Here is a 25,968-nt window from a genome sequence, read left to right as displayed (position 1 = left end):
CCACCCGATGACGACACTCGCCAGTGGTACCGACACGCTCACGCGCGACGCACTCGCCGTGCTGCAGCCCGGGTTCACCGGGACCAGCGCGCCCGACTGGCTGCTGCGCAGGCTCGGCGAAGGCCTCACGTCGGTCGGCCTGTTCGGCCGCAACATCGCCTCGCCCCGACAACTCGCCTCCCTCACCGCCCAGCTGCGCGCCGAGTGCGACGACGTGCTGGTCGCGATCGACGAGGAGGGCGGTGACGTCACCCGGCTCGAGGTGCGCACCGGATCCTCCTACCCCGGCAACCACGCGCTCGGCGCGGTGGACGACGTCGAGCTGACGAGGGAGGTGGCCCTCGCGCTCGGCCGCCGCCTGGCCGCCTGCGGCGTCAACCTCAACTGGGCCCCGTCCGCCGACGTGAACTCCAATCCCGACAACCCGGTCATCGGCGTACGGTCCTTCGGCGCCGACACCGACCTGGTCGCCCGGCACACCGCCGCATACGTCACCGGGCTGCAGGCCGCCGGCGTCGCGGCCTGCACCAAGCACTTCCCCGGGCACGGCGACACCGCGGTCGACTCGCACCACGCGCTGCCGCGCATCGACGCCGAGCTGCCGGTGCTCCAGGCCCGCGAACTCGTCCCGTTCCGCGCCGCGATCGACGCGGGCAGCCGGGCCGTCATGAGCGCCCACATCCTGGTCCCGGCGCTGGATCCCGACCGCCCCGCCACGCTCTCCCGCCGCATCCTCACCGGGCTGCTCCGTGAGGAACTCGGCTACGAGGGGCTGATCGTCACCGACGGCATGGAGATGCAGGCCATCGCCGCGACCTACGGCATCGAACGGGGCAGCGTCCTCGCGATCGCCGCCGGCGCCGACGCGATCTGCGTGGGCGGCGGCCTCGCGGACGACGAGACGGTACGCCGTCTGCGCGACGCCCTGGTCACCGCGGTCCGCACGGGCGAACTCCCCGAGGAACGCCTCGCGGACGCGGCGGCCCGGGTCCGTGCACTGGCGCGGTGGACGGCCACGGCAGCGAGGACGGACTCCACGCCGGGCGTGGACTCCACGCCGGGCGGGAACTCCGTATCGGGCGTGGACTTCGTGTCGGGCCTGGACTCCGGGTCGGTCGGAGAGGCCGGTGGGTCCGGCACCGGACGCCCGGGGGGCCCGTCCGGCGCCGAGGTCGGGCTCGTCGCCGCCCGGCGCGCGCTCACGGTGACGCATTCCGGCACGTACGCCCCGCTCACCAAGGCGCCCTACGTCGCCGCGCTGGCCCCGGTCGCGAACATCGCCGTCGGTGACGAGACCCCGTGGGGCGTCGCGGCCGAACTCGCACAGCTACTGCCCGGCACGGAGACGGGCAGCTTCTCCGGCGAGGACGCGGGTGCCGCCGCCCTCACCGCGGCAGGCCCGCGCCGCGTCGTCGCCGTCGTGCGCGACGAGCACCGCCACCCCTGGATGACCACGGCGCTCGACGCCCTCCTGGCCGCCCGCCCCGACACGATCGTCGTCGAGATGGGCGTCCCCCAGGCGGCACCCCGGGGCGCGCTGCACATCGCGACCCACGGAGCGGCGAGAGTATGCGGACGCGCCGCGGCAGAGGTCATCGCCGGGGCGTGAGCCCGCCCCGCACACGCTCACGCGAAGCCGGGACGGAAGGCGTCGGGACCCATTGGGAAGGGGGACCGGCGCCTTTGCCGCAGTGGGGGAGTGGGGGAGGGGGACGTGCGGAACCAGGTTGGGGCGTCGGGGACGGGTGCATGCAGGTGACCTCTGGGCCCGGGTGGGCATCGTCGCCCGCGACAGCCTGGCGACGCCCGGCAGGTTGAGGGCCGGTGAGCCGGTGAGCCGGTGAGCCAGTGGGTGTGCGGCCCGGGCGGGGCGGCCGCAGGCCCACGGGGGAGCGCGCGGGACCCGCCGGCCTCAGACATGCGGCACGGTCCGGAGACTCGGTCGGCCGCACCCGGCAAGGCCGCTCGGGTCGGCCGTACCCGGCAACGCCGCTCGGGTTGGCCGTACCCGGCAAGGCCGTTCGGGTCGGCCGCACCCCGCCGGAGGTGGTCGGGCGGCCGTACCCGCCGAGGGTGCGCCGGTGGGCCGTACCCGCCGAGGGTGCTGGGGTCGACCGTACCCACTGCGGGTGCTCGGGTCGGCTGGACGTGGACAGGTCAGCTCAGACCCCGCCGCACGGCGGCTCCGGCCCGCTCGGTTCCCGTGCCGCCAAGGGTGTTCGGGGCGGCGGCGCAGCTCGCGTCGGCCCGGTCGGCGGCGCAGCCCGGATGGGCCCGCATGGTCGGGGCCGCTGGGACGCACGTACGGGTAAGGGTGGCGGGGCAGCTCACGTCAGTCCGCCCGGCCTGACTGGGCCGACGTACTGGCCAGTCGGCCCGGTGGACCGGGCGCCGTCGTCCTGGTCGACTGCCTTCGCCGGTGGGCCGGGCGGGAGGGTTGGTCAGATCCCCTGCCAGGACGGCTTGTTCGCGAAGGTGTGGCGGAAGTAGTCCGCGAGCTTCAGCTTGGAGGCCGCCGCGTCGTCCACGACAACCGTGGCGTGCGGGTGCAGCTGGAGCGCCGACGCCGGACACACCGCGGCGACCGGTCCCTCCACCGTCGCGGCGACCGCGTCGGCCTTGCCCTCGCCCGTCGCGAGCAGCACCAGATGCCGTGCCTCCAGGATCGTGCCGATGCCCTGGGTGATGACGTGGTGCGGGACCTGCTCGATGTCGCCCCCGAAGAAGCGGGCGTTGTCGACCCGGGTCTGCTCGGTCAGCGTCTTGATCCGGGTCCTCGAGGCGAGCGAGGAGCACGGCTCGTTGAACCCGATGTGCCCGTCCGTCCCGATTCCGAGCAACTGGAGATCGACACCACCGGCCGCGGCCAGCGCCCTGTCGTACGCGCCGCACGCGGCCTGGACGTCCTCGGCGGTGCCGTCCGGCCCCATGAACGCGTCCATGCCCAGACCGAGCGGCTCCAGGACCTCGCGCCGCAGCACCGACCGGTAGGACTCGGGGTGCTCGGCCGGCAGCCCCACGTACTCGTCGAGCTGGGCGATCCGCGCCCGCGAGGCGTCCACGGCACCCGAACCCGTTTTGGCCGCGAGCGCTTCGTAGATGGGCAGCGGGGTGGAACCGGTGGCCACGCCGAGCAGGGCGTCGGGCTTGCGTCGGAGCAGCTCCGCCATGGCCTCGGCGATGAGCTCGCCGCCCGCCTGGGCGTCCGGGACGATGACAACTTCCACGCTGGGCCTGCCGATCTGGAGAGGGGACTCAACTGGAACCCGAAGGGGGACACATGTGGTATAGACCAATCTACCAGAGCCCCCGTGCCGGAGTCGCGCCGTACGCGCAACCGTTCGCCGCCTCCCGCACCCACGGCGCACCGCCCGCACACCGGAGCTGCAACCACCCTCCGGCGCCATCCTGCTCCCCGAGCCGAGGACCCTGCCGGCGCCACCCCTGCGTCCCGAGTCGAGTGCCTCTTCCCAGTGCCGTGCTCTGCTCCCCGCGCCGAGGACCTCTTCCGAGTGCCGTGCTTGCTCTGCTCCCCGAGCCGGGGTCCCCACCCCGGCGCCGCGCCCCGTGTCCCCGGTCACGGCCGGCCCCACGCCCCCACGCCCCCGCGTCACACCCCGAGCCCCCAGCCCCCTTCCCGGCCCCGGACTCCGCTCGTCGCCGCCGGCCCTCGCCCCGGCCCGCCGCAGGCAGGCGCGCCTTCTCTCCCAGCCCCTATGTCAGCGAACCCCCCGTCGCGTCCATCCAGTGCCCCGTCACCCATCGCCCGTCGTCCGATGCGAGGAACGCCACCACGTCGGCCACGTCCCCCGGCGAGCCCACCCGGCCCAGCGCGGATATCGACGCGGCCTGCGCCCACGCCTCGTCGCTCGACCGGAGCCAGTCGGAGGTGTGGTCGGTGTCGATGATTCCGGGGGCGACCGTGTTCACCGTGATGCCGCGGGGGCCGAGCAGCTTGGACAGGTCGCGCGTGAAGACGTCCAGGGCGGCCTTCGTCATCGCGTACGCCATCTTGTCCGGCATCACCGCGGTGCGCGCGAGGCCCGAGGAGATGTTGACGACCCGCCCGCCGTCCCGCAGCCGGGACACCCCCAGCCGGGTGACGAAGTGGGGCGCCTTCACGTTGACCGCGAAGACCCGGTCGAACTCCGCCTCCTCGATCAGGTCGAACGGACTCGACGTGCCGATCCCGGCGTTGTTCACCAGGATGTCCAGCCCTTCCGCCTGCCGGTCGAAGGCCGCCCAGAGTGCCTCCGCGTCCCCCGGCACACCCAGCTCGGCTTTCAGGGGGAACGCCGATCCGCCCGCCGCCTGAATCGCGGCCACCGTCTCCTTCGCCGCCGCCTCGTTGCTGCCGTAGTGCACGGCGACCCGTGCGCCGTCCCGGCCGAGCCGCACGGCGATGCCCCGCCCGATGCCCCTGCTGCCGCCCGTGACGAGAGCCGTCCTGCCCGTGAGCACACCCATGCCGACACCCCTTCCCCTTTTGTGTAGCGGTCGCTACACAAAAAAACCGTACACCAGCCCGCCGACATTTCTCTAGCACCCGCTATAAAATCCACTCCATGGTGAGCAGGCAGCAGACCGGGCCGCCGGCCCGGCCCGAGGGCGGGACGGCGGCCAACGTCCAGGTCGAGGACAAGACCCGGGCCGAGGGGGCGACCCCGGCCGAGAAGGCCACCCCGCCCGAAAGGGCGACCCCGGCCGAAGGGGCGACCCCGGCCGGGAGGAAGGCACCCGTCCCGCCCCCGGGCAAGCAGCGGGGCCGTCCCCGTTCCTTCGACCGTGAGACCGCGCTGGAAAAGGCGATCCTCGCCTTCTGGGAGCACGGCTACGAGGGCACCTCCGTCTCCGACCTCACCCGCGTGATGGGCATCGGAGCCCCGAGCCTCTACGCGGCGTTCGGCGACAAGAGGTCACTGTTCGAGGAGGTCGTGCGCGCGTACGGGACCAGGTACGGATCGTTCGCCGAACGGGCCCTCGCCGAGGAGCCCACCGCCCGCGGTGCCGTCGGGCGGACGCTGCGCGAGGCCGCCGTGGAGTACACCGATCCGGACCACCCGCACGGCTGCCTGGTGATCCACGCGGCGACCAACTGCACGTCGCCCGAGGTGGAGCGGTCGCTGCGGGACCGGCGCAACGCCAACCTCGCCGCCATCGAGAGCCGGATCAGGGCCGGGATGGCGGCCGGCGAACTCCCCGCGGACACCGACGCCGCCGCCCTGGCCCGGTACGCCGGAGCGATGATCCAGGGCATGTCCCAGCAGGCCCGGGACGGTGCGACCCGGGAGGAACTCGAAGCGCTCGCCGATCTCGCCATGGCAATCTGGCCGAGCTCGTGAGATCCGCTCCCCCGACTGAACCCGGGCGGGCTACTGTGCGTGTAGGTCATCGGAGGATGTCGGAAAAAGAGACAGCGACGAACATCCGCCGAGGCATGGACAGCGACACATGGACGCAGGAGCATGGTCTAGTCCACAATGCGTGGTAAAGCGTCCGTCATCGACGTGACAGCATGTGAATGCGAAGCCTCCGTCTTCCCCGCACAGGAAGGCGGACCGAGGAACCGGTGCTCTCTGCCCTGACTGCTCCGGCTCCTCTCCTTCGGCCGATCGGGACCGCACACCCCGTGGCCGTTGTTGCTCCGGGCTGCGGTGCCGGGAGGGTTGAGGGTCCCTCCCAGGCGCCGCGGCCCGCGGGTGTTTCCGGGGCCGGGACGCCCGAGGATCCGCACCTGTGTCCGGCGTGAGCGGTCCCCGAGGTCTGCGTGTCCGACCCTGTGAGGCCTGCGGGACCCATCCGCCCGGCATCCTGACCGGACCCGTACGGACATCCGTTTTCGGGACCTGTCGTATACGCCGGGTACGCTCGCACACGTGCCCTCCATGAACGACCTCGTACGCCAGCACACGGCCCTCGGCGACTCCGACCTCGAGTGGCTGCATCTGCTGGTCTCGGAGTGGCAGTTGCTCTCCGACCTCTCCTTCGCCGACCTCGTCCTGTGGGTTCCCACCAGGGACGGCACGCGGTACGTCTCCGTCGCCCAGATGCGGCCCAACACCGGCCCGACGTCGTACCAGGACGACATGGTCGGCCATCTCGTGCCGCGCGGCCGCCGCCCCATGCTGGACGCCGCGCTCGACGAGGGGCGGATCGTGCGCGAGGGCGACCCCGAGTGGCGCGAGGAGGTCCCGGTACGGGTGGAGTCCATCCCCGTCCGCAGGGAGGGCCGGGTACTGGGAGTGATCGCCCGCAACACCAACCTCCTCACGGTGCGCACGCCGAGCCGGCTCGAGCTCACGTATCTCCAGAGCGCCTCCGACCTCGCCCAGATGATCGCCGCCGGTTCCTTCCCGTTCCCGAACCAGCAGGTCGACATGGACGCCTCGCCCCGGGTCGGCGACGGACTGATCCGCCTGGACGCGGAAGGCATCGTCCAGTACGCGTCCCCGAACGCCCTGTCCGCCTACCACCGGCTGGGTCTGGCCTCCGACCTGGTGGGTCACAACCTCGGGGTGACCACCGCCGAACTCGCCCCGTCCCGCGGCCCGGTGGACGAGGCGCTGGCGAAGGTCGCGAGCGGCTGGGCGCCGCGCGAGTTCGAGATCGAGAGCAGCGACGGTGTGATCCAGCTGCGCGCGATCCCGCTCAAACCGAAGGGCACCCGCGTCGGTTCACTGGTCCTGTTGCGTGACGTCACCGAACTGCGCCGCCGCGAGCGCGAGTTGATCACCAAGGACGCCACCATCCGGGAGATCCACCACCGGGTGAAGAACAACCTCCAGACGGTGGCGGCACTTCTGCGGCTCCAGGCCCGCCGCATCGGTTCCGAGGAGGGCCGTGAGGCGCTCGAAGAGGCGGTTCGCCGGGTCGGTTCCATTGCGATCGTGCACGAGACGCTCTCGCAGAACCTGGACGAGCGGGTGGAGTTCGACGAGATCGCCGACCGGGTGCTGGCGATGGTCGCGGAGATCTCGCCCGGCAAGGTCGTCGGCCGGCGCACCGGCCGCTTCGGGATCCTGGACGCCGAGGTCGCGACGCCGCTGTCCATGGTGCTCACCGAGATCCTCCAGAACGCCCTGGAGCACGGCTTCCGCGAGGGCGACCGGGGCACGGTCGAGGTCTCGGCGATCCGTGGCGGCACCAGCAAGGAGCCCCGCCTCCTGGTCACCGTTCAGGACGACGGGGTCGGCCTGCCGGACGGCTTCGACCCGCACAGCTCGGGCAACCTGGGACTGCAGATCGTACGGACGCTCGTGGAGGGCGAGTTGGGCGGCACGTTCGACATGGTTCCGGCCCCGGAGCGCGGGACCCAGGTGATCCTGGACGTGCCGGTGCAGGCCAACAAATAGCCCGGCACACTCTCTTCACTCGTCGCTTACGCGAAGAGCACACGCGTACGGGGCGATCCGGCGAGGCCGGGGGAGAAGTGGCCCCGCCGCTGGGGTCCCGAACAGCAGTGAGCCCCGGACCGGGAAACCGGTCCGGGGCTAAAGCTCGTTGCTATGCGCATCGGGGGTACTGCGCGCTGCGGCTCGGGGGCGGGAGATGCGTACTCGCTGTACGCGCCGCCAAGCGAAGGCTGTTGCGGGGTGGGGAATCAGGCGGAGGCCTGACGAGCCCGGTTGCGGGCGGCGCGGCGCTTCATTGCGCGACGCTCGTCCTCGCTGAGACCACCCCAGACGCCGGAGTCCTGGCCGGACTCGAGCGCCCACTGCAGACACTGCTCCATTACCGGGCAGCGACGGCAGACGGCCTTGGCTTCCTCGATCTGCAGCAGCGCAGGACCGGTGTTGCCGATGGGGAAGAAGAGCTCGGGGTCTTCCTCGCGGCAAACGGCGTTGTGACGCCAGTCCATGGCTGCTACCTCTCCTTGGTATTACATGCAAGTGCTTGTGAATGTGAACGCTTTCACGAATCCCTCAACAAGTGAAGGGCCGAGCGTCAGACGGACTGACGTGGTCCTGTGGATTGAGGAGGGGTTCGGACTCTCTGTGGGGGCCGGTGTTGCGGGCCGCCCTGAGCGCCACGTAGAGACTCGCAAACCTCAGCGGCGGATACAACCCCTTCCGGAAAGTTTTTTTTGATTCCTCGGTGTCGACTAGGTCACAGCCGTACTTCCATGGGGTGGACCCTGGTCTAAACGTTCGAGTGAAAGGACTTTGGGCCCTTCCACTCACACAATCACACGCAGTGCACGGCGTACGCCTGTGAACGTCACGCTCGTGCGCAGCCCTAGGTGGTCGCCGTCCATCTGCAGGGGGAGCGGCACCTTCGAATGCAAGGTGAAGTCCGTCAGGTCATGCAGGGACACTGCGTGCTTGCCCTGGGGGCCCCGCTCGGGGGACGAACGGAGCAACTGGGTGGCATACCGGGCAACCGAGGCCGTGGACATGCGGCTGAGACCGAGTACGTCGAGCCCGGTATCGAACGAGGCCTTAGGCGACGCGTACACCGGACGATTGCCGAGAAACGTCCAGGGCGAGGTATTGCAGATGATGGACAGGACGAGATCGGTGATCGGGTCCTGCCCGGGCCGCTCCAGTGTGATGGTCCCGTGTCTGCGGTGCGGCTCGTCCAGAAACTGCCGTGCCACCTGGCGCAGATACAGCGCGTGAGTGGAGCGCCGACCGCGCTCGCGCTGTTGTTCGACCCTCCCGACCACGCCCGCGTCGAAGCCGAGCCCCGCACAGAACGTGAACCAGCGGGCCGGTGCCGCCTCGTCCTCGGTGCCCGGCGTGCCGGCGGCCAGGCCCAGTCCGACCGTGCGCTCCCGGCGCTCGCGCAGGGCGTCCAGCAGTGCGCCGGTCGCCTCGACCGCGTGGTTCGGCAGGCCGAGGGCACGGGCGAAGACGTTGGTGGAGCCGCCCGGCACCACCGCGAGACGGGGGAGGCGGTCCGGGTCGGGGCCGTGGTGGAGCAGGCCGTTCACGACCTCGTTGACCGTGCCGTCGCCGCCGAGGGCCACGACCAGGTCGATGTCCTTGCTCTCCGCGGCCTGCCGGCCGAGGTCCCGGGCGTGCCCGCGGTACTCGGTGGTGACCGCCTCCAGCTTCACCTCGCTGGCCAGCGCGTGGATCAGTACGTCACGCGTGCGCGCGCTGGTGGTGGTTGCCGCCGGATTGACCACGAGAAGTGCACGCATGCGATGCAGCGTACCTACTGGGTGGTACTCGTCCCAGACCGAGGTGGGGATCCGGTGAGAGTTCGGGGTGCCGGCGCGCACATGGGGCGGGCCCGGACGGGCGTGCGCCGGGGGTCGGAGCCGGTACCCGTACTCCTCGGCGGCGGATGTGCCCGGGCTACCCTGCAGAGGTGAGCCCTGAGCAGAAACCCGCCTCCGACATCGCCACCGCCGAACCTCGTCCCGGGCGGGTGACCGGCGCCGCGGCACTGGCCGCGCTGGAGGGCCTCGCGCTGGTCGCGGGGGGCGTCTACATCCTCGTCCTCGGCCTCGCCGGTGACGCGGACGACCGCGGGCAGGCCGTCACCGGAGGCGTCACGCTGATCGTCCTCGCGCTGCTGCCGCTGCTGGCCGCGCGCGGGCTGCTGCTGTGCCGCAGCTGGAGCCGGGGTCCGGCGGTGATCACGCAGGTCCTGGCGCTGCCGGTGGCCTACAACCTGCTCCAGGCCGACAGTGTCGCCATCCCCGCCGGGATCGCCCTTGCGGTCGTCGCGGTCACGGCGCTGGTGCTGCTCGTGAACTCCTCGACCACGCGAGCCCTCGGGATCCGTGGACCGGGCCACGGGCCGGACGGGAAGTGAGCGGCTCGGCCGCCCACCACACCTGACGCTTCTTCTCGGAAGGCTCTTCCCGGGCTACTCCTCGACGAGGAGCTTCTCCCGGAGCTGGGCCAGGGTGCGGGCCAGCAGGCGCGAGACGTGCATCTGGGAGATGCCCACCTCCTGCGCGATCTGCGACTGGGTCATGTTGCCGAAGAAGCGGAGGAGCAAGATCCGCTTTTCCCGGGGCGGGAGGTCCTCGAGCAGCGGCTTCAGGGACTCGCGGTACTCGACCCCTTCGAGGGCCTCGTCCTCCGCGCCGAGGGTGTCCGCCACGGCCGGGGACTCGTCGTCCGTGTCCGGGACGTCCAGGGACAGCGTGGAGTACGCGTTGGCGGACTCCAGGCCCTCCAGGACCTCCTCCTCCGAGATGGCCAGCCTCTCGGCGAGCTCGTGGACCGTGGGGGAGCGGCCGTGCTGCTGCGACAGCTCGGCGGTCGCCGTGGTCAGCGCGAGGCGCAGCTCCTGCAGCCGCCGCGGCACCCGCACCGCCCAGCCCTTGTCGCGGAAGTGCCGCTTGATCTCCCCGACGACGGTCGGCGTCGCGTACGTGGAGAACTCGACGCCGCGCTCCGGGTCGAAGCGGTCGACCGACTTGATGAGACCGATGGTGGCGACCTGGGTCAGGTCGTCCAGCGGCTCGCCGCGGTTGCGGAAGCGGCGCGCGAGGTGCTCGACGAGCGGCAAATGCATGCGGACCAGCTGGTTGCGCAGCTCCGCGTACTCGGCACTGCTGTCGCTCAGCTTGCGCAGTTCGATGAACATCAGCCGCGCCCCGCTGCGGTCCTGGGGGTCGTGCTGCGTGTGCTGGGCGCTCGGCCCGTGCTGCGCGCCCTGCACGCTCTGCTCCGCGTTTCGCTCGTGCTCGCTCATAGTCCCGCCCGTCACCATTCCCCGAGCTCTCGGCTCTTCCCCCACGGCCTCGGACGCGTCCGGGACGGACGGACCCCCGTGCCGGGAAGCCGGGACCGCCGCCGGGGCGGTCTCGTCCTCCGGATGCGGCCGGGCCTGCTCGGGGATGCCGTCGACGCCTTCCGCCAGGGGCCTCGGCCCGCCGGGGCCGCGGGTGCCCTCGGGGGGAAGTTCCCGTGTGCCGCGCTTCTCGTCCCGCACCGGCCCGTCCCCGTTCCTCACGCCGGCCCGGGTCCCGCGCCGCGCTTCTTGTAGAGACTGATCGAAACGGTCTTGTCCTCGGCGACGGAGGAGTCCACCTGGCCCGCGAGGGCCGAGAGGACGGTCCAGGCGAACGTGTCCCGCGAGGGGGCGTGACCGTCCGTGGTCGGAGCCGAGACGGTGACCTCCAGCGAGTCGTCGACGAGGCGGAAGACACAGCTCAGCACCGAGCCGGGGACGGCCTGCTGCAGCAGGATCGCGCAGGCCTCGTCGACCGCGATGCGGAGGTCCTCGATCTCGTCGAGGGTGAAGTCCAAACGCGCCGCGAGTCCGGCCGTGGCCGTACGCAGCACCGACAGGTAGGCACCCGCAGCCGGCAGCCGGACTTCTACGAAGTCCTGGGTCGCGGGCTCGCCTGCGATCTGGGACACCCTCACCTCCAAGGTGGTACAAGCTCTTTCAGGGGCCGAGGGTGACCCCCCGGGGTAACGCGATGACCGATACGTGGTTCAGCGGTGACGCTATCGCGCTCCCAAGTCCCCTGTCCCGGGGACCCCGCCCCGTGCTGTCACTCATAGTAAGCACATGAGTACGGACAGTGGCTAGAGGTCTGCGGCCCCAAATAGGAAGAGCGCGCGCCGGGTTGACGTACCCAGGCGTCAGACCGTCGAACCGTCCGGGTCCAGGGTCACACGAGTACGTGATCGACGAAGCACCAACGCCAGTCCTCGCCGGCCTCGAGCGTACGCATCAGCGGGTGGCCGCTCTCCTTGAAGTGCTCCGTGGCGTGCCGCAGCGGTGAGGAGTCGCAGCAGCCCACGTGGCCGCAGACCAGACACTGGCGCAGCTGCACGGGGTGGGTACCGGCGGCCAGGCACTCGGTACAGGTTTCGCTGAGGGCCGCGGGCTCGGGGTGCGGCAGCGCGTCGGCGTGCGTGCACTGTTTCATGATTGCCAGGTTACGACGGGTGTGCGGGAAGCCGCGCGGAATCCGAGGGCGGGCTGAGGACGATGGACGTTTTGCCACTGCTGTTGCTGGTGGCGTGCAGTGCGGCGGTGGCCGGGGCGGCCCGCCGCACCCCGATCCCCGCACCACTGCTGCTGGTCGCGGCCGGCCTGCTGATCTCGTACGTGCCCGGGGTGCCCGACTACACGCTGGAACCCGACGTCGTGCTGCCGCTGCTGCTGCCCCCGCTGCTGTACACGGCGGCCGCGGACAGTTCCTACCTCGACCTGAGGGCCCAGATGCGGCCCGTGGCGCTGCTGTCGGTCGGCTACGTCCTCTTCGCGACCGTCGTCGTCGGGTACGCCGCGTATCTGATCGTGCCGGGCCTGCCGCTGACCGCGGCGCTGGTCCTCGGCGCGGTGGTGGCGCCGCCGGACGCCGTGGCCGCCACGGCGGTGGCCCGCCGGGTGGGGCTGCCGTCGCGGGTCACCACCATCCTCCAGGGCGAGTCCCTGGTGAACGACGCCACCGCGATCACCGCCTACAAGGTGGCGCTCGCGGCCGCGGTCGGCGAGGGCGCGACCTGGGCGGGCGGCCTGCGCGAGTTCCTGGTGGCCGCGGTCGGCGGCGTCGTGGTCGGGATCGTCCTGATGGTGCCGCTGCACTGGCTGCGCACGCACCTGAGGGAGGCGCTCCTCCAGAACACGCTCTCCCTGCTGATCCCCTTCGTCGCGTACGGCGTCGCCGAGCAGGTGCACGCCTCCGGGGTGCTCGCCGTGGTCGTCGTCGCGCTCTACCTCGGCCACCGCTCCTGGGAGGTCGACTTCGCCACCCGGCTCCAGGAGGAGGCCGTGTGGAAGATGGTCGCCTTCGTCCTGGAGTCGGCGGTGTTCGCCCTGATCGGTCTTCAGCTGCCCGTCGTGCTGAAGGGCCTCGGGGCGTACGAGGGAGGCCGCGCCGCCTGGTACGCGGTGCTCCTCTTCGTGGTGGTCGTGGCCACCCGGTTCGTCTGGGTGTACCCCGCGACCTTCCTGCCGTGGGTGGTCTCCGCGCGCGTCCGGGGGCGCGAGGAGAACCCCACCTGGAAGGGGCCGTTCGTGATCGCCTGGGCCGGGATGCGGGGTGTGGTCTCGCTCGCCATCGCCTTCTCGATCCCGCTCACCGTGCACGGCGGCGAGGACTTCCCCGAGCGGAACCTCATCCTGTTCCTCACCTTCACGACGGTGATCGGGACGCTGGTCGTGCAGGGGCTCACCCTGCCGCCGCTGATCCGGGTGCTGAAGCTGCCGGGCCGCGACCAGCAGGCCGAGACGCTCGCGGAGGCCAATGCCCAGGCGCAGGCGTCCCGGGCCGCCGAGAAGCGGCTCGACGATCTCCTCACCGACGAGCGCAACACTCTTCCGGGGCCGCTCGCCGACCGGCTGCGCACCGTCCTGGAGCGGCGCCGCAACGCCGTCTGGGAGCGGCTCGGAGCGGTCAATCCGGTGACCGGGGAGACCCACGACGACACCTATCGCCGTCTGTCGCGGGAGATGATCGGCGCCGAACGGGAGGTCTTCGTGAAGCTGCGGGACCTGCGCTACATCGACGACGAGATGCTGCGGACGCTGCTGCGGCGGCTGGACCTGGAGGAGGCGGCGGCCTACCGGGAGACGGAGTGAGGGGTGCCGGCCGGTTCCTCAGCCGAGCGGGGCGCCCGTGATCACGGCGGCCACCGTCGACCCGCGCGGGAAGGCGCCCTCGTCCGCCAGGGCGACGAGGCCGTACAGCATCTTGGCGACGTAGAGGCGCTCCACGGGCAGCGCGTGGCGCTGCTCGAAGTCCTCGGCGAATCGGTCGAGTCCGGGGGTGGTGCGGGCGTAGCCCCCGCAGTGGAAGCGCTCGTCGAGGGACCAGTCGCCGCGGGGGCCGCCGAACGCCTGCCGCTGGAGAGTCCGTACGTCCTCGCCCAGGAAACCGCCCCTGAGGACCGGGATGCCCAGGGCGCGCCCGCCCGGCGGCAGCCCCGCGGCCAGGCCGGCCAGGGTGCCGCCGGTGCCGCAGGCGACGGCGACGACGTCCGCGTGGCCCGCGAGTTCCTCCCCGAGGTCCCGGCAGCCGCGCACCGCGAGGGAGTTGCTGCCGCCCTCGGGCACGACGAACGCGTCCTCGGCACCGGTCGCGCGCAGTATTCCGGCCAGCGTCCCGGGCTCGGTCTTGCGGCGATAGGTCGATCTGTCGACGAAGTGCAGCCGCATGCCGTCGGCGGCGCACCGGGCGAGCGACGGGTTGAGAGGGCGGTCCGCCAGTTCCTGGCCGCGGACCACGCCGAGGGTGGGCAGGCCCAGGAGGCGGCCCGCCGCGGCCGTCGCGCGCAGGTGGTTCGAGTACGCCCCGCCGAAGGTGAACACCGTGCGGCCCGCGGCCGCCGACAGGTTGGGAGCGAGCTTGCGCCACTTGTTGCCTACCAGCTCCGGGTGGATCAGATCGTCCCGCTTGAGCAGCAGCCGCACGCCGTGCCGCGCGAAACGCCCGTCCGCGACCTCCTGCAACGGCGACGGCAGCCGCGGTCGCAGCCCGGCGGGGCCGGACGCTTCGGGGCTGCCGGGGCCGCCGAGGCGGTAGGAGCTGGTCACCCCGCCATTGTCGGACATGTGTCCGACGCAGGCCCGGCGGGCCTGCCCGCGCGGCGACCGCGGGCCGATCCGTCCCGGGGCGCGCGGCGGCTGCGGGCCAATTCGTCCCGGGGCGCCCGGGGCTTGCGCGCCGGCCTTCGTGGCGGTGCTCGGTGCCCGCGGGCGCGCATCCGTGCCGGGTCGCGGCGAACAGGCGCCGGCCCTTCCGTCGGCGCCCGGGGGCCGGTGGTCGGCCCCCCTGCCGGCGACCGGGGCTTGCCGGTCGATCCCGCTGCCGGCGGGCCGGCACCGGGTGTCACTTCAGTCGGTCGCGGACACGTGCACGCAGGGACGCCATCGTGAACCCGCGCGGATCCACCTTCCCCGGCTGCCACTCCAGGTGGCCGACGACGGAACGCTCCGTCCAGCCGTGGTGACGGCAGATGGCGGCCGACACCCGCTCGACGGCGTCCAGTTGTTCCGGTGGCCAGGGGTCCTCGCCGTCTCCCCGGTTCTCGCACTCGAAGCCGTAGAAGTGGCGGTTGCCGTCGGTGTTCGCCTCGTTGTCCGGGGGGAGGGCCTTCTCGGCGATCACGGCGCGCAGGACGTCGTCGTCGCCCAGGCCCGCGTGGTTGGCGCGCCCGTATCCGACGAGGTGGACGACGCCGTCCTTCGTGATGACTCCGTGGCACAGGGGTCCCGGCAGATCCGGGCTGCCGACGCGGCAGATCTCGACCGTGCGCGCGCTGCCCGACGTCACGGTGTGATGGATCATCACGCCGTGGACGGGCCCCCACGGGCCCTTGTGGTTGCGGTTGTGATGCTTCCAGTCGCCGACCTCGACGACGGTGACGCCTTCTTCTTCGAGTCGGTCCAGGAATCGCCCGGCAGACATGGGTGGGGCCACGGTGCCCCCTTCACTGCGCGACGACCGCCCGTCGCGACCGCCTCATACGGGCGCTTTTACCCATATTGAGGTGGCCGGGATCAGTCGTTCGTACAGCGTGCGAGCCGAACCGGTCAGCGGTGCACGGACGTGATGACCAGGTGTGATCACCCTTGCCCGCCGTCGATCGGCCGCCGATCAACTACGCAGGAAAGAGTCCCCGTTTGTCGCGATGTGGCTCTCCAGATCCTGGAGTGCCTGCTGCGTCGCCGCGGGGGAACCGCTGCCGCGCCGCTCCGCGTAGTACGCGGCGCCGAGCCTCTTGAGCAGATCGCCGCCGGCGCGCTGCGCCTGCACGTCATCGAGCTTCTGCTTGCCCTGCGTGAGGCCGCGCTGTGCCTGCTCTTTCGCGCGGTCCAGAAAGCCTGCCATTGCCTCTCCCGTCCTTGCCGTTCGTCGAGATTCCGGTCGAGAGGTCAAACGGTTGGCCGGATCATGAAGTTCCCCGCGGTGCGTGCCGCGCTGCATGCCCACTTCCACCAAGGTCCATTCCCGCTCATTCGTGTAATAGCACGAACACGTTCCGTGATGGAAGGGTTGTCCTCGTAGATCGGTGCACGAGCGGGAGGGCAATTTTCATGTCGGTAGGCGAAGAAGTCCGCGCAGGTCAGGACAAGCCGCAGCAGAGCCTCGGCACAACGGCCGCGCGGAACCTGGCCACCACGACCAAGTCCGTGCCGCAGATGCAGGAGATCAGCTCGCGTTGGCTGCTGCGCATGCTGCCCTGGGTGAACGTGCAGGGCGGTACGTACCGGGTGAACCGGCGGCTGAGCTACTCGGTGGGCGACGGCCGCGTGACCTTCGTGAAGACCGGTGACCAGGTGAGGGTCATCCCCGCGGAGCTCGGCGAGCTGCCGATCCTGCGGACGTTCGGGGACCTCGAGGTACTCGGCGAACTCGCCGGCCGTTGCCAGCAGCGGGAGTTCGCGCCCGGAGCGGTGCTCGCCGAGTTCGGCAGCCCGGCCGACGGGGTGTTCCTCCTCGCACACGGCAGGGTGGAGAAGGTCGGCACCGGGCCCTACGGGGACGACACCGTCCTCGGGACCCTCGCCGACGGCGCCCACTTCGGGGAGCAGGCGCTGATCGACCAGGAGGCCATCTGGGAGTACACGGCCCGCGCGGTCACCGCGTGCACCGTGCTCTTCCTGCCCCGCCAGGACTTCGACCAAGTGGCGCAGCGCTCCGAGTCGCTGGGCGGCCACCTCGAGGACCTGCGCTCCATCCCCGAGCAGCGGACCAACAAGTACGGCGAGAAGGAGATCGACCTGGCATCCGGCCACACCGGCGAGCCGGAGATCCCCGGCACCTTCGTGGACTACGAGGCCGACCCCCGCGAGTACGAACTGAGCATCGCCCAGACCGTGCTGCGCCTGCACTCGCGCGTCGCCGACCTCTACAACCAGCCGATGAACCAGACGGAACAGCAACTGAGGCTGACGGTCGAAGCGTTGAAGGAGCGCCAGGAGCACGAGCTCATCAACAACCGCGAGTTCGGACTCCTCAACAACTGCGAGTACGACCAGCGGATCCAGCCGCACGACGGCGTCCCCGGCCCCGACGACCTCGACGAACTGCTCAGCCGCCGACGCGGCACCAAGCTGCTGCTCGCCCATCCGCGCGCGATCTCCGCGATCGGCCGCGAGCTCAACAGGCGGGGACTCGTCCCGGAGACCATCGACATGGCGGGCAACCGCATCCCGACCTGGCGCGGAGTCCCGATCTTCCCGTGCAACAAGATCCCGGTCACCGACGCCCGTACGACCTCGATCATCGCCATGCGTACCGGCGAGGCAGAGCAGGGTGTCATCGGACTCCAGCAGTCGGGCATCCCGGACGAGATCGAACCGAGCCTGTCGGTGCGCTTCATGGGCATCAGCGAACAGGCGATCATCTCCTACCTGGTGACCGCCTACTACTCGGCGGCCGTCCTCGTGCCCGACGCCCTCGGCATCCTGGAGAACGTCGAGATCGGCCGCTGGCAGTGACCGCCGTGCGCACTGGACGCAGTGTCCGCACCCCACGGGGCGGGTGCACCCACGGGGTACGCGCCCAGTGGCAGTGCGGAGCGGTCACCGTCCGCCGGCTCACCGAGGCGATCCCCTGGGTGAGTTCATGACGGAGACGCAGCGGAGTCCCACCGAGACACTCGAAAGGCGCGGCCCCATCGACAGGCAAGGCCCGTCCGCCGTTCCGCCCGTCGAGAGACAGGACCCGCCGGGCCCGCTCGACGGGCAGGAGGCGGCCGGGATCCTGGAGCGCACCCGGACGTCGGTGGACCCCGAGCTGCGCAATGCCATCGAGTCGCTGCCCGGCGCGATGCGCAGGACCGCGCTCTACCACTTCGGCTGGGAGCACGCGGACGGCACCCCGGCGGCGGGCAACGCGGGCAAGGCCATCCGGCCGGCACTCGTGCTGACCGCGGCCCGGGCGCTCGGCGGCCAGGACGCGGCGGCCGTACGGGCGGCCGCCGCCGTGGAGCTGATCCACAACTTCTCGCTGCTGCACGACGACGTGATGGACCGCGACACCACCCGCAGGCACCGGCCCACCGCGTGGACGGTGTTCGGCGACGCCGACGCGATCCTCGCGGGGGACGCCCTCCAGGCGCTGGCCCTGCGGCTGCTCGCCGAGGATCCGCACCCCGCGTCCTCGGCGGCCGCCGCCCGGCTCGCGCACTGCGTGATCGAACTGTGCGAGGGGCAGCACACCGACACGGCCATGGAGAGACGCGGCCCCGGCGAGGTCACCCTCGACGAATGCCTCGCCATGGCCGAGGCCAAGACGGGCGCGCTGCTCGGCTGCGCGTGTGCGCTCGGCGGGCTGTACGCGGGCGCGGACGAGGAGGACGTCGAGGCACTGGACGCCTTCGGCCGGGAGGCCGGGCTCGCGTTCCAGCTGATCGACGACGTGATCGGGATCTGGGGGGACCCGAGCCGCACCGGCAAGCCGGCCGGGGCGGACCTCGTCGCCCGCAAGAAGTCGCTGCCGGTGGTCGCCGCGCTCACGTCCGGCACCCCGGCCGCGGCCGAGCTGGCCGCGCTGTACGCGGCCCCCTACCGGGAAGGGGAGCTGGAACGCACGGTCCTGGCCGTCGAGCGGGCGGGCGGCCGTGACTGGGCGCAGGCGCAGGCGGCCGACCGGATGGCCCGTGCGATGCACGAGCTGTCCCGGGCGGTCCCGGAGCCGGAGGCGGCCGGAGGCCTGCTCGCGCTGGCCGAGTTCGTGACCCGGCGGACCACCTGAGGGCCCGCGCCCACCGGCCGGGGTCCTCGAGGCCGTCGTCCACCGGCGGCGAGGCCGACGCCGGTGACCCAGGGGACCACCTTGAGGACCCGCGCTCTGCTCGGGCGGCGCCTTCAGGTGTCCGTCGTCCGTCGGCCGTGAAGGCCGACGGGGTCCGGTGCGGGCTGAAGATCCGCGTTACCCGGCGTGCAGCCCGACGCCCGTGAGCCGAGTGAAATCCCGGGGCCTCCTGGCCCGTACGGCACCTGACCTCCGTACGGGCCAGGGCCCGCGGCCCGGTCGGGACGGGCCCCGCACGTCCGTGACGTGCGGGGGCCCGCGCCCGCCTGCGAACCCGCGGGCCCTAGTCTGAACAGCCGCACGGTCGAGGGCTGTTGAGGCAAAGGGGCGGGACATGGGCGTGGCCATCAGGACGGCGGACGAGGGGGACCGCGCGCTGCTCGTGCGGCTGCTCGACGAGGCGTTCCGGGACGACCCGGTGAGCGGCTGGATCTTCCCCGACGAGGCGTACCGCCGCAGCACGCACCCCGGACTCATGGCGGCCTTCCTCGACATCGTGCTCGCCGACGGCCGGGTGGACGTCACCGAGGACGGGACGGCGTGCGCGCTGTGGCTGTCGGTGCCCGCCGGTGCGGAGCACGCGGACGAGGACGACGGCGCCGCTCAGCTGCGCGAGGCGGTCGACCCGGCCAACGAACGCATCGAACTCGTCGGCCGGCTGACGAGCGAGGCGCATCCGGCCGACCGCGCCCACGCCTACCTGTGGATGATCGCGGTGGCACCGGGCCGGCAGGGCGAGGGCCTCGGCTCCGCCCTCATGCAGCCGGTGCTCGACCGCTGCGACCGGGAGGGCCTGCCCGCCTATCTGGAGGCGAGCAGTGCCCGCAGCCGCACCCTGTACGAGCGTCTGGGCTTCGTTTTCACCGGCCGTGCGGTCGAGCTGCCGGACGGCCCCGTGATGTGGCCGATGTGGCGCGAGCCGCAGACCTGACCGGTCGTGCCCCGCGGTGCGCGGACGAGCTCGTCGTCGAGACCCACCCGGTGGTGCTCGGCTCGGGCATGCCGACGTTCCGCTGCGGGTTCGACATCACCCGGTTCAGCCTCGACGAGGTGCGCGCACCCGGGAACAGGGTGCTGGTGCGGACGTAGCGCAGGAAGCGCCGCCCCGCCTTTCGTCCTACGCTGAAGTCATGGGCACCGAAGAGCAGGTCTGCGCCGACTGCGGGCAGCCGGTCGCCACGGTCGTGCGGCGCCACAAGACCCTGGGCGCCTGGGTCCCCGCCTGGGTTGCGGGGCCGTGCCGGAATCCGGAGTGCGGGGCGTACGCGGACGAGTCCGCCGAGTCCGGCCGGGCAGCGCCCGGCGCGCCCGTCCTGAGGACGCCCGGAGAGACCGCACGGGGCAGGGCCGCAGGACCGGCCCCGGCGCCCCCGGCGGGAGCCGCCCCCGGCCGGGCCGCCGGCAGCGGGGAAGCGGAAGGAGCAGACCCGTGAAGTACCTGGTGATGGTGCAGGGCACGCAGGCGGACTACGACGCGATGGGAGGCCGGGCCTCGGACCGGTCCCCGGCCTGGAGCGAGCGGGAACTGCGGGCCATGTACGCCTACATGGGCGCGATCGGCGACGACCTCTCCGAGTCCGGCGAACTCGTCGACGCCCAGGGTCTGGTCGAGCCGACCCGGACCCGGCTGGTCACCGCCGGCCGGGACGGCGAGCCGGTGATCACCGACGGGCCGTACGGCGCGAGCGAGGCGGTGCCGGCCGGATACTGGCTCGTGGAGTGCGAGAGCCTCGACCGCGTCACCGAGATCGCCGCGCGCGTGGCTCGCTGCCCGGGGCCGGAAGGGCTCACGGAGTACCCGGTCGTCATCCGGCCCGTCGACGACGGCCCCGCGGCCGCGTGAGCCGACGGCCGTACAGGACGTCCGGTCGCGAGCCCGGGGACCACCGCCGTGAAGGAGCCCGAGTGGCTTCCCAGGCTCGCCCCGCACCTGCCCCGGCCATCCCGGTGCCGGTGGGGTGGGTGAGCCCGACTTCGACTACCCGTGGCCGTGGGCTGTGTCCCGCTGGCTGGACGGCGAGGTGGCTACCGCCGAGGCCCTGGCGGACTCGTCCCGGGCTGCCGTGCGGCCGGGCCGCCTTCCGCGCCACGCTGGGCGTCGACGACGCCACATGGACCAGGGGCCGCGGCTGGGCTTTGGCTTGGCCCGAACGCCTACACCTCCTACGCCGCCGTCGATCCCCGGTCGCCGCGCAGACCGCCCGTCAGATCGCCGAGGCTCTGATCGGCTGATCATCCGGTTCGCGGGCCAGGGGAAACGAGCAGGCCGCCGGTCTCGAAGCCGGTCTCGAAGCCGGTCAAGGAGCCGGTCTTGAGGCCGAGCCCGACGCAGAGCACGACGCAGAGCACGTCCAGGTCCTCCGGATCGAGGAAGGCCGACCCGGCCGGACCACCAGCCGGGCGTGTTCACCGCTTTCCGGCCGGGATCACGAGCCGTGTTCAGCGAAGCCGTAGCGTTGCGGCATGTCCGAACCCCTGTTGCACATCACCGAGCGTTCCCTCTGGGACGCGGCCCGCGCCGCGGGCACGTACGAGATCTCCACCCGCGGCCGCACCCTCCAGGAGGAGGGCTTCATCCACTGCTCGCTGCGGCACCAGCTCCCCGCGGTGGCCGGCCTCCTGTACGGCTCGTACACCGGGCCCGACGACCTGGTGGTCCTGGTGATCGACGCCGGCCGGCTCGGCGCCGAGGTGCGGCACGAGGCTCCGGAACCCGGCGGCGAGAATTTCCCGCACGTCTACGGGCCGATCCCGGTGGGCGCGGTCGTGGACGTCGAGGTCTGGGACCCGGACGCGGCGCGTCCCGCCGGGCCGCCGGCGGCGGTGGACGTGGCCGCGCTGAGCGCCCTCGCCGAGGGCCATCACGCGCGCCTCGTACGGCCGTTGGGGGTGCGTGAGGCAGCCGGGCACCTCGTGAAGGTGTACGCGGTCGAGGCGCCCGGGCGCGTGGTCGGCGATGACACGGAGACGGCCGCGCTGCGGATCGCGGCCGACCACCTGGCGCTCGGCGGGACCCGCGGCTCGCTCGGCCTGGCCGTCCTGCTGGTGCACGCCGGGGGAGACGGCGACTACGTCCTCGTCCACACCTGGATCGAGGGCTACATGTCCGACCTCGCCGTCTTCACCGGCCCGGCGGGCGAGCCGGACCTCCTGCGGCCCGGCCGGCAGGGCCTCGCCCCGTGCGTGTGGGAGGCGGCCGTGCTGGCGCACGAGCGGCGCGCGTTCGGCGAGCACGTCCTGGACGGCGCCGGGCCGGCCGGGGAACGGCTCGCCGCGTGGAGCGCCGACCTGCTGGCGGGAGCGGTGCGATGACCGACGGGCCCCGGGTGCGGCCGGCTGTACGGGACGATCTGGAGGCGGTGGCCCGGCTGGCCGCCGAGCACGCCGCCTACGAGAAGGCCGCGTTGCCGGCCCCCGGCCTGGCCGGACGGCTCGAAGGGCTGCTCTTCGGAGCCGGGGCGCGGCTGCGCTGCCTGGTGGCCGAGTCGGGCGAAGGCGAGCTCGTCGGCTACGCCACCTGCGCGCCCGAGCTGTCCACCTGGGACGGCGCGGAGTACCTGCACATGGACTGCCTGTACCTGCGCGAGGGGCGGCGGGGCCTCGGCCTCGGCCGGTTGCTGATGGAGGCGGTGCTCGCCGAGGCGCGGGCGCTCGGTCTCGGCGAGGTCCAGTGGCAGACCCCCGTCTGGAACGAGGGAGCGATCCGCTTCTACGACCGTCTCGGCGCCCGCGGCCAGGAGAAGCGGCGCTACTCCCTGCCGGCCGGCTGACCCCGGCGCCCGCCCGTCTCCGGGTCGCGGCCCGTCAGGCAGTAGGTGCCGCCCGCCGGGTCCCGCATCACCGTCCAGCCCGCCCCGCGGCCGACGGCCGTGGCACCGAGTCGCTCGTGCCGGGCCCGTACCGCCTCGACGTCCGAGCAGGCGATGTCGAGGTGGGCGGAGCCGGGGCGCTCGGTGCCGAGGCGCTGGAGGAGAATGCGGACGGGCAGCGCCGCGGGCGGCTCCACGATGTGGAACTCCGGGAGCGTGCTAGGGCGGGACTCCCAGCCGGTGAGGGCACTCCAGAAGGCGATCTCGGCGGCGTACACGGACGGCGCGAGGTCCAGGCACACCTGGTCGAGCCGACTGGTCGCGCCGGGCGGCCCCTCGACCACGGGCGGCCGCGCCGACTCCCCGGACCAGGGCACCGCGCAGAACAACTGCCCGCCGGGGGACCGCAGGACGGTCCAGTCCCCGTGCTCGGCGACCACTGTGGCGCCCAGGCCCCGCGCCGCCGCCACCAGTGCCGGCACGTCCTCCACGGAGAGGTCGAGATGCGCGCCGCCGTCGCCCGCGTCCACGCCCTGCGCCTTCACACAGGCGTCGGCCCCGTCCGGCAGCAGGGTCAGGAACTCGCCCCGCGGCTCGGACGGACGCGTGCCGGTGACCGCGGACCAGAAGTCGCGGGCCGTCCCGGACCGCGCCGCGGGCCGGTCGACGAAGGCATAGGTCCACCGGATCGGTTCGGTCATGGTGCGCTCCCTCATCGGACGGTTCGTACGCTCGTACGGTGCGAACCGTCTCCCGGGGAAAACCGGCCGCGCAACGGCGTTTCGGTGAAGCGGGCCCGGCTCAGCTCCTCCCCGTGTCCGGCTCGGCTCCTGCGGGGGCCCGCCTCAGCCCTTCCGGCCCTGCTCAGCCCTTCCGGGGCTCGTTGAAGCGCAGAAGGTTGCCCGCCGGGTCGCGGAAGGCGCAGTCCCGCACACCGTAGGGCTGGTCCATCGGCTCCTGGATCACGTCGGCGCCCGAGGCGCGGACACGTTCGAAGAGGGCGTCGCAATCGCCGGTGCGGAAGATGACCCCGCGCAGCACGCCCTTGGCCAGCAGCTCGGCCATCGCCAGCTTGTCGGCGGGCGAGGTGCTCGGGTCCGCCGCCGGCGGCTCCAGGACGATCTCCACGTCCGGCTGGAGCGGGGAGCCGACGGTGACCCAGCGCATGCCCTCGAACCCGACGTCGTTGCGGACCTCCAGCCCGAGGACGTCACGGTAGAACGCGAGCGCCTTGTCGTGGTCGTCGACGGCGATGAAGCACTGTGACAGTTTCAGATCCATGACGTCACGCTAGGCCCTGTTGCCGCGTTCCCGCTTGCCCCGCGACGCCGGACAGGCTCTACAGCCGGGAGCCCGGTTCCCCTCCGGGGCTGCGGTGCCGGGCCGGGCGGGTCAGCCGCTGGGCCACGCAGGACGGAATCGGCGCCCCGTGGTCGTGCGGCCGGGCCCGGTACGCGCTCGGCGTCTCGCCGACCAGTTCCGTGAAGCGGGAGCTGAAGGACCCGAGTGAGGTGCACCCCACGGCGAAACACACCTCGGTGACCGTCAGGTCCCCGCGCCGCAGCAGCGCCTTGGCCCGCTCGATGCGACGCGTCATGAGGTAGGTGTACGGCGTCTCGCCGAAGGCCGCCCGGAAGCTGCGCTGGAAGTGCCCCGGCGACATCAGCGCGGTGCGCGCGAGCTCGGCCACGTCCAGCGGCTGCGTGTACTCACGGTCCATGCGGTCACGCGCCCGCCGCAGCCGCACCAGATCCTCCAGCATCACGTAGCCAGCATGGCACGGCGCCGGTCACGGCGGTGCTGCTCGTCCGGTTCCGGCGCAGCGGACATACGACCGCACCCGGTCCGCCTCGCCACCGGTGGGTGGCGTGCGGGCCGGGTGCGGTCGAAGACCGGGCGACGAAGAGATCGCAGGTCGAAAAGCGCGGCCGTGGATCAGGCCTTCTTGGTCTCCCAGAAGATCTTGTCGATCTGGGCGATGTAGTCCAGCGCCTTCTGGCCGGTGGCCGGGTCGGTGGACGCCTTGGCGGCCGAGAGGGCCTTCAGCGCGTCGTTGACCAGCTGGTGCAGCTCCGGGTACTTCTCGAAGTGCGGGGGCTTGAAGTAGTCGCTCCAGAGCACCGAGACGTGGTGCTTGGCGAGCTCGGCGCGCTGCTCCTTGATGACCGTGGCGCGAGCCTGGAAGTGCGGGTCGGCGTTGCCGGCCATCTTCTCCTGGACGGCCTTCACCGACTCCGCCTCGATGCGGGCCTGGGCCGGGTCGTACACGCCGCAGGGCAGGTCGCAGTGCGCGCTGACCTTGACCTTGGGGGCAAACAGGCGGGAAAGCATTGAGCTGTCCTTCCTCGTGATCGTCTTCTCAGGTGGGACATTACTCCGTAGGAGAAGCGATTTCGCGGGTGCCCCCATGGGCTTAGGACAAAAGTCCGGGGTGAGACTGGGACTGGTGGAGGATCGGACCGGGGAGGTGCCGGTGATGCCGGAACTGTCGCAGGAGGGCGAGCACGGGAGGGCCGTGCTGCCCTTCGGAGTGGCCGAGGTGACGGGGCCGTCGATGGTGCCGACGTTCCATCACGGCGACCGCCTCGTCGTGCAGTACGGGGCGCGCGTGCGGCCCGGTGACGTCGTCGTGCTGCGCCATCCGTTCCAGCAGGACCTGCTCGTCGTCAAGCGGGCGGCGGAGCGGCGCGAGGGCGGCTGGTGGGTGCTCGGCGACAACGCCTACGCCGGCGGGGACAGCACCGACTACGGCACCGTCCCCGAGGACCTCGTGCTCGGCACGGTGCGTTTTCGCTACCGGCCGCGCGGGGACGGTCAGCGGTCGCCGTTCGCGCTGGCCCGCTGGGCGCTGTCCGCCGCCAGGCCGGTGCTCTCCGGCCGGTCCGCCTCCAGGCGCTTGCGGGCGCGGTAGGCGGCGACGTTGGCGCGGGTGGCGCAACGGTCCGAGCAGTAGCGCCGGGAGCGGTTGGTGGAGGTGTCCAGGAAGGCGTTGCGGCAGGGCGCGGCCTCGCACAGGCCGAGACGGTCGACGCCGTACTCGGTGAGGTGGAACGCCAGCCCCATCGCGGCGATCGCCGCGTAGCCCGCCGTCACGTTCGACGGGTGGTCCGCGAGGTGCATGTGCCACAGCGGGCGGCCGTCGTCGTCGCGGTGGTCGTGGCCCGAGATCTGCGGGCTCACCGGGAACTCCAGGAGCAGTGAGTTCAGCAGGTCCACGGCCAGGGTCTCGTCGCCGGAGTCCGCCGCCTCGAAGACCGCGCGCAGCCGGCCGCGCACCGAACGGAAGCGGGTCACGTCCGCGTCAGTGGCGCGGCGGGCCGCCGACACGTTGCCCGCGAAGAGGTCGCGGATGGCCTCGACCGAGGTGAGCGCGTCCTTGCCCCGGACGGGCTCCTCGCTGTTGACGAGTCGGACCGCGTAGTCCGAGTAATAGGCCAGTTCCACTTGTAGTCCTTACTGGGGCACTCTATCGTC

General features: G+C 72.2%; 28 protein-coding genes and 2 pseudogenes. 15 read left to right on the top strand and 15 right to left on the bottom strand.

What is annotated here, in order from left to right; all coding sequences use genetic code 11:
- Nucleotides 1-7: 7 nt before the first annotated feature.
- Nucleotides 8-1,609 carry a glycoside hydrolase family 3 protein gene (locus AC0ZLC_RS14400; protein WP_476752333.1) on the top strand — a complete coding sequence of 534 codons (1,602 nt, stop codon included), beginning with the start codon at nucleotides 8-10 and terminating at the stop codon, nucleotides 1,607-1,609.
- Between the two features lie 832 nt (nucleotides 1,610-2,441).
- Here the strand turns inward: AC0ZLC_RS14400 and nagB are convergent.
- The gene (nagB, locus tag AC0ZLC_RS14395) at nucleotides 2,442-3,227 is read right to left on the bottom strand and encodes a glucosamine-6-phosphate deaminase (RefSeq protein WP_476752332.1); all 786 of its coding nucleotides are present in this window, start codon (nucleotides 3,225-3,227) and stop codon (nucleotides 2,442-2,444) included.
- Between the two features lie 487 nt (nucleotides 3,228-3,714).
- Entirely contained in the window at nucleotides 3,715-4,467 is a 753-nt protein-coding gene (locus tag AC0ZLC_RS14390; RefSeq protein ID WP_476752331.1) for an SDR family oxidoreductase, read from the bottom strand.
- Nucleotides 4,468-4,565: 98 nt separating this feature from the next.
- Between AC0ZLC_RS14390 and AC0ZLC_RS14385 the strand changes: the two genes are divergently transcribed.
- Together AC0ZLC_RS14385 and AC0ZLC_RS14380 are read left to right on the top strand one after the other, a co-directional pair.
- The gene (locus AC0ZLC_RS14385; RefSeq protein WP_476752330.1) at nucleotides 4,566-5,342 is read left to right on the top strand and encodes a TetR/AcrR family transcriptional regulator; all 777 of its coding nucleotides are present in this window, start codon (nucleotides 4,566-4,568) and stop codon (nucleotides 5,340-5,342) included.
- A 543-nt stretch (nucleotides 5,343-5,885) separates the two neighbouring features.
- Nucleotides 5,886-7,352, top strand: a complete 1,467-nt coding sequence (locus AC0ZLC_RS14380) for a sensor histidine kinase (RefSeq protein WP_358852764.1) — start codon at nucleotides 5,886-5,888, stop codon at nucleotides 7,350-7,352.
- Between the two features lie 248 nt (nucleotides 7,353-7,600).
- Here the strand turns inward: AC0ZLC_RS14380 and AC0ZLC_RS14375 are convergent, their stop codons facing one another.
- Nucleotides 7,601-7,858 carry a WhiB family transcriptional regulator gene (locus AC0ZLC_RS14375; protein WP_016639615.1) on the bottom strand — a complete coding sequence of 86 codons (258 nt, stop codon included), beginning with the start codon at nucleotides 7,856-7,858 and terminating at the stop codon, nucleotides 7,601-7,603.
- A gap of 318 nt (nucleotides 7,859-8,176) precedes the next feature.
- The gene (locus tag AC0ZLC_RS14370) at nucleotides 8,177-9,145 is read right to left on the bottom strand and encodes a diacylglycerol/lipid kinase family protein (protein WP_476752329.1); all 969 of its coding nucleotides are present in this window, start codon (nucleotides 9,143-9,145) and stop codon (nucleotides 8,177-8,179) included.
- Nucleotides 9,146-9,315: 170 nt separating this feature from the next.
- Between AC0ZLC_RS14370 and AC0ZLC_RS14365 the strand changes: the two genes are divergently transcribed.
- The gene (locus AC0ZLC_RS14365) at nucleotides 9,316-9,765 is read left to right on the top strand and encodes a hypothetical protein (RefSeq protein WP_476752328.1); all 450 of its coding nucleotides are present in this window, start codon (nucleotides 9,316-9,318) and stop codon (nucleotides 9,763-9,765) included.
- Nucleotides 9,766-9,819: 54 nt separating this feature from the next.
- Here AC0ZLC_RS14365 and AC0ZLC_RS14360 read toward each other — a convergent pair whose 3' ends face one another.
- The 3 genes from AC0ZLC_RS14360 to AC0ZLC_RS14350 form a co-directional block, all read right to left on the bottom strand.
- Entirely contained in the window at nucleotides 9,820-10,917 is a 1,098-nt protein-coding gene (locus AC0ZLC_RS14360) for an RNA polymerase sigma factor SigF (protein ID WP_476752327.1), read from the bottom strand.
- Nucleotides 10,914-11,327, bottom strand: coding sequence for an ATP-binding protein (locus AC0ZLC_RS14355; RefSeq protein WP_121405906.1), 414 nt, complete (start codon nucleotides 11,325-11,327; stop codon nucleotides 10,914-10,916). The genes AC0ZLC_RS14360 and AC0ZLC_RS14355 overlap by 4 nt, the downstream gene beginning before the upstream one ends.
- Nucleotides 11,328-11,584: 257 nt before the next feature.
- Complete coding sequence (locus AC0ZLC_RS14350) at nucleotides 11,585-11,845, bottom strand: UBP-type zinc finger domain-containing protein (protein WP_476752326.1); 261 nt, start codon at nucleotides 11,843-11,845, stop codon at nucleotides 11,585-11,587.
- A 62-nt stretch (nucleotides 11,846-11,907) separates the two neighbouring features.
- Between AC0ZLC_RS14350 and AC0ZLC_RS14345 the strand changes: the two genes are divergently transcribed.
- Nucleotides 11,908-13,503: a Na+/H+ antiporter gene (locus tag AC0ZLC_RS14345; RefSeq protein WP_476752325.1), complete on the top strand. Its 1,596-nt coding sequence runs from the start codon at nucleotides 11,908-11,910 to the stop codon at nucleotides 13,501-13,503.
- An 18-nt stretch (nucleotides 13,504-13,521) separates the two neighbouring features.
- Here AC0ZLC_RS14345 and AC0ZLC_RS14340 read toward each other — a convergent pair whose 3' ends face one another.
- From AC0ZLC_RS14340 to AC0ZLC_RS14330, 3 genes are all read right to left on the bottom strand, one after another.
- Complete coding sequence (locus AC0ZLC_RS14340; protein WP_476752324.1) at nucleotides 13,522-14,475, bottom strand: 1-aminocyclopropane-1-carboxylate deaminase/D-cysteine desulfhydrase; 954 nt, start codon at nucleotides 14,473-14,475, stop codon at nucleotides 13,522-13,524.
- 277 nt (nucleotides 14,476-14,752) lie between these two features.
- Entirely contained in the window at nucleotides 14,753-15,343 is a 591-nt protein-coding gene (locus AC0ZLC_RS14335) for an N-acetylmuramoyl-L-alanine amidase (RefSeq protein WP_476752323.1), read from the bottom strand.
- Nucleotides 15,344-15,520: 177 nt separating this feature from the next.
- Nucleotides 15,521-15,754 (bottom strand): hypothetical protein, encoded by a 234-nt coding sequence (locus AC0ZLC_RS14330; RefSeq protein WP_476752322.1) that lies wholly within the window; start codon nucleotides 15,752-15,754, stop codon nucleotides 15,521-15,523.
- A 206-nt stretch (nucleotides 15,755-15,960) separates the two neighbouring features.
- Here AC0ZLC_RS14330 and AC0ZLC_RS14325 point away from each other — a divergent pair, with 206 nt between their 5' ends.
- From AC0ZLC_RS14325 to AC0ZLC_RS14285, 9 genes and pseudogenes are all read left to right on the top strand, one after another.
- Nucleotides 15,961-17,367, top strand: a complete 1,407-nt coding sequence (locus AC0ZLC_RS14325; protein ID WP_476752321.1) for a family 2B encapsulin nanocompartment shell protein — start codon at nucleotides 15,961-15,963, stop codon at nucleotides 17,365-17,367.
- Nucleotides 17,368-17,494: 127 nt separating this feature from the next.
- Nucleotides 17,495-18,625, top strand: coding sequence for a family 2 encapsulin nanocompartment cargo protein polyprenyl transferase (locus AC0ZLC_RS14320; protein WP_476752320.1), 1,131 nt, complete (start codon nucleotides 17,495-17,497; stop codon nucleotides 18,623-18,625).
- 394 nt (nucleotides 18,626-19,019) lie between these two features.
- Nucleotides 19,020-19,616, top strand: coding sequence for a GNAT family N-acetyltransferase (locus tag AC0ZLC_RS14315; protein ID WP_476752319.1), 597 nt, complete (start codon nucleotides 19,020-19,022; stop codon nucleotides 19,614-19,616).
- Nucleotides 19,595-19,774: a hypothetical protein gene (locus AC0ZLC_RS14310; RefSeq protein ID WP_476752318.1), complete on the top strand. Its 180-nt coding sequence runs from the start codon at nucleotides 19,595-19,597 to the stop codon at nucleotides 19,772-19,774. The genes AC0ZLC_RS14315 and AC0ZLC_RS14310 overlap by 22 nt, the downstream gene beginning before the upstream one ends.
- A 41-nt stretch (nucleotides 19,775-19,815) precedes the next feature.
- Entirely contained in the window at nucleotides 19,816-20,118 is a 303-nt protein-coding gene (locus AC0ZLC_RS14305; protein WP_476752317.1) for a hypothetical protein, read from the top strand.
- The gene (locus AC0ZLC_RS14300) at nucleotides 20,115-20,528 is read left to right on the top strand and encodes a YciI family protein (RefSeq protein ID WP_476752316.1); all 414 of its coding nucleotides are present in this window, start codon (nucleotides 20,115-20,117) and stop codon (nucleotides 20,526-20,528) included. The genes AC0ZLC_RS14305 and AC0ZLC_RS14300 overlap by 4 nt, the downstream gene beginning before the upstream one ends.
- Nucleotides 20,529-20,573: 45 nt before the next feature.
- Nucleotides 20,574-20,917: pseudogene (locus AC0ZLC_RS14295) on the top strand (phosphotransferase); the annotation flags it as partial.
- A 231-nt stretch (nucleotides 20,918-21,148) separates the two neighbouring features.
- Nucleotides 21,149-21,469: pseudogene (locus tag AC0ZLC_RS14290) on the top strand (DUF952 domain-containing protein); the annotation flags it as partial.
- Between the two features lie 524 nt (nucleotides 21,470-21,993).
- A complete protein-coding gene (locus AC0ZLC_RS14285) occupies nucleotides 21,994-22,455 on the top strand; it encodes an N-acetyltransferase family protein (protein ID WP_476752315.1) in 462 nt (153 codons plus the stop codon).
- On the opposite strand, the gene AC0ZLC_RS14280 is transcribed toward AC0ZLC_RS14285, so the two are convergent.
- The 4 genes from AC0ZLC_RS14280 to sodN form a co-directional block, all read right to left on the bottom strand.
- Nucleotides 22,434-23,195, bottom strand: coding sequence for a VOC family protein (locus tag AC0ZLC_RS14280; protein WP_476752314.1), 762 nt, complete (start codon nucleotides 23,193-23,195; stop codon nucleotides 22,434-22,436). The genes AC0ZLC_RS14285 and AC0ZLC_RS14280 overlap by 22 nt on opposite strands.
- 163 nt (nucleotides 23,196-23,358) lie before the next feature.
- Nucleotides 23,359-23,775 carry a VOC family protein gene (locus AC0ZLC_RS14275; protein ID WP_476752313.1) on the bottom strand — a complete coding sequence of 139 codons (417 nt, stop codon included), beginning with the start codon at nucleotides 23,773-23,775 and terminating at the stop codon, nucleotides 23,359-23,361.
- Between the two features lie 58 nt (nucleotides 23,776-23,833).
- On the bottom strand, nucleotides 23,834-24,259 hold the full coding sequence (locus AC0ZLC_RS14270) for a helix-turn-helix transcriptional regulator (RefSeq protein ID WP_476752312.1): 426 nt from the start codon (nucleotides 24,257-24,259) through the stop codon (nucleotides 23,834-23,836).
- Nucleotides 24,260-24,429: 170 nt separating this feature from the next.
- Complete coding sequence (sodN, locus tag AC0ZLC_RS14265; RefSeq protein WP_358852725.1) at nucleotides 24,430-24,825, bottom strand: superoxide dismutase, Ni; 396 nt, start codon at nucleotides 24,823-24,825, stop codon at nucleotides 24,430-24,432.
- 145 nt (nucleotides 24,826-24,970) lie between these two features.
- Here sodN and sodX point away from each other — a divergent pair, with 145 nt between their 5' ends.
- Complete coding sequence (gene sodX, locus AC0ZLC_RS14260) at nucleotides 24,971-25,405, top strand: nickel-type superoxide dismutase maturation protease (RefSeq protein ID WP_476752583.1); 435 nt, start codon at nucleotides 24,971-24,973, stop codon at nucleotides 25,403-25,405.
- Here sodX and AC0ZLC_RS14255 read toward each other — a convergent pair.
- Nucleotides 25,309-25,938 carry a CGNR zinc finger domain-containing protein gene (locus AC0ZLC_RS14255; RefSeq protein WP_476752311.1) on the bottom strand — a complete coding sequence of 210 codons (630 nt, stop codon included), beginning with the start codon at nucleotides 25,936-25,938 and terminating at the stop codon, nucleotides 25,309-25,311. The two genes, sodX and AC0ZLC_RS14255, sit on opposite strands and share 97 nt — an antisense overlap.
- Nucleotides 25,939-25,968 lie beyond the last annotated feature (30 nt).

It is taken from the genome of Streptomyces sp. GLSS-08 (assembly GCF_056387915.1).
Note: the sequence above shows the minus strand (reverse complement) of the source record. Positions and strands in the feature narration are given on the sequence as shown.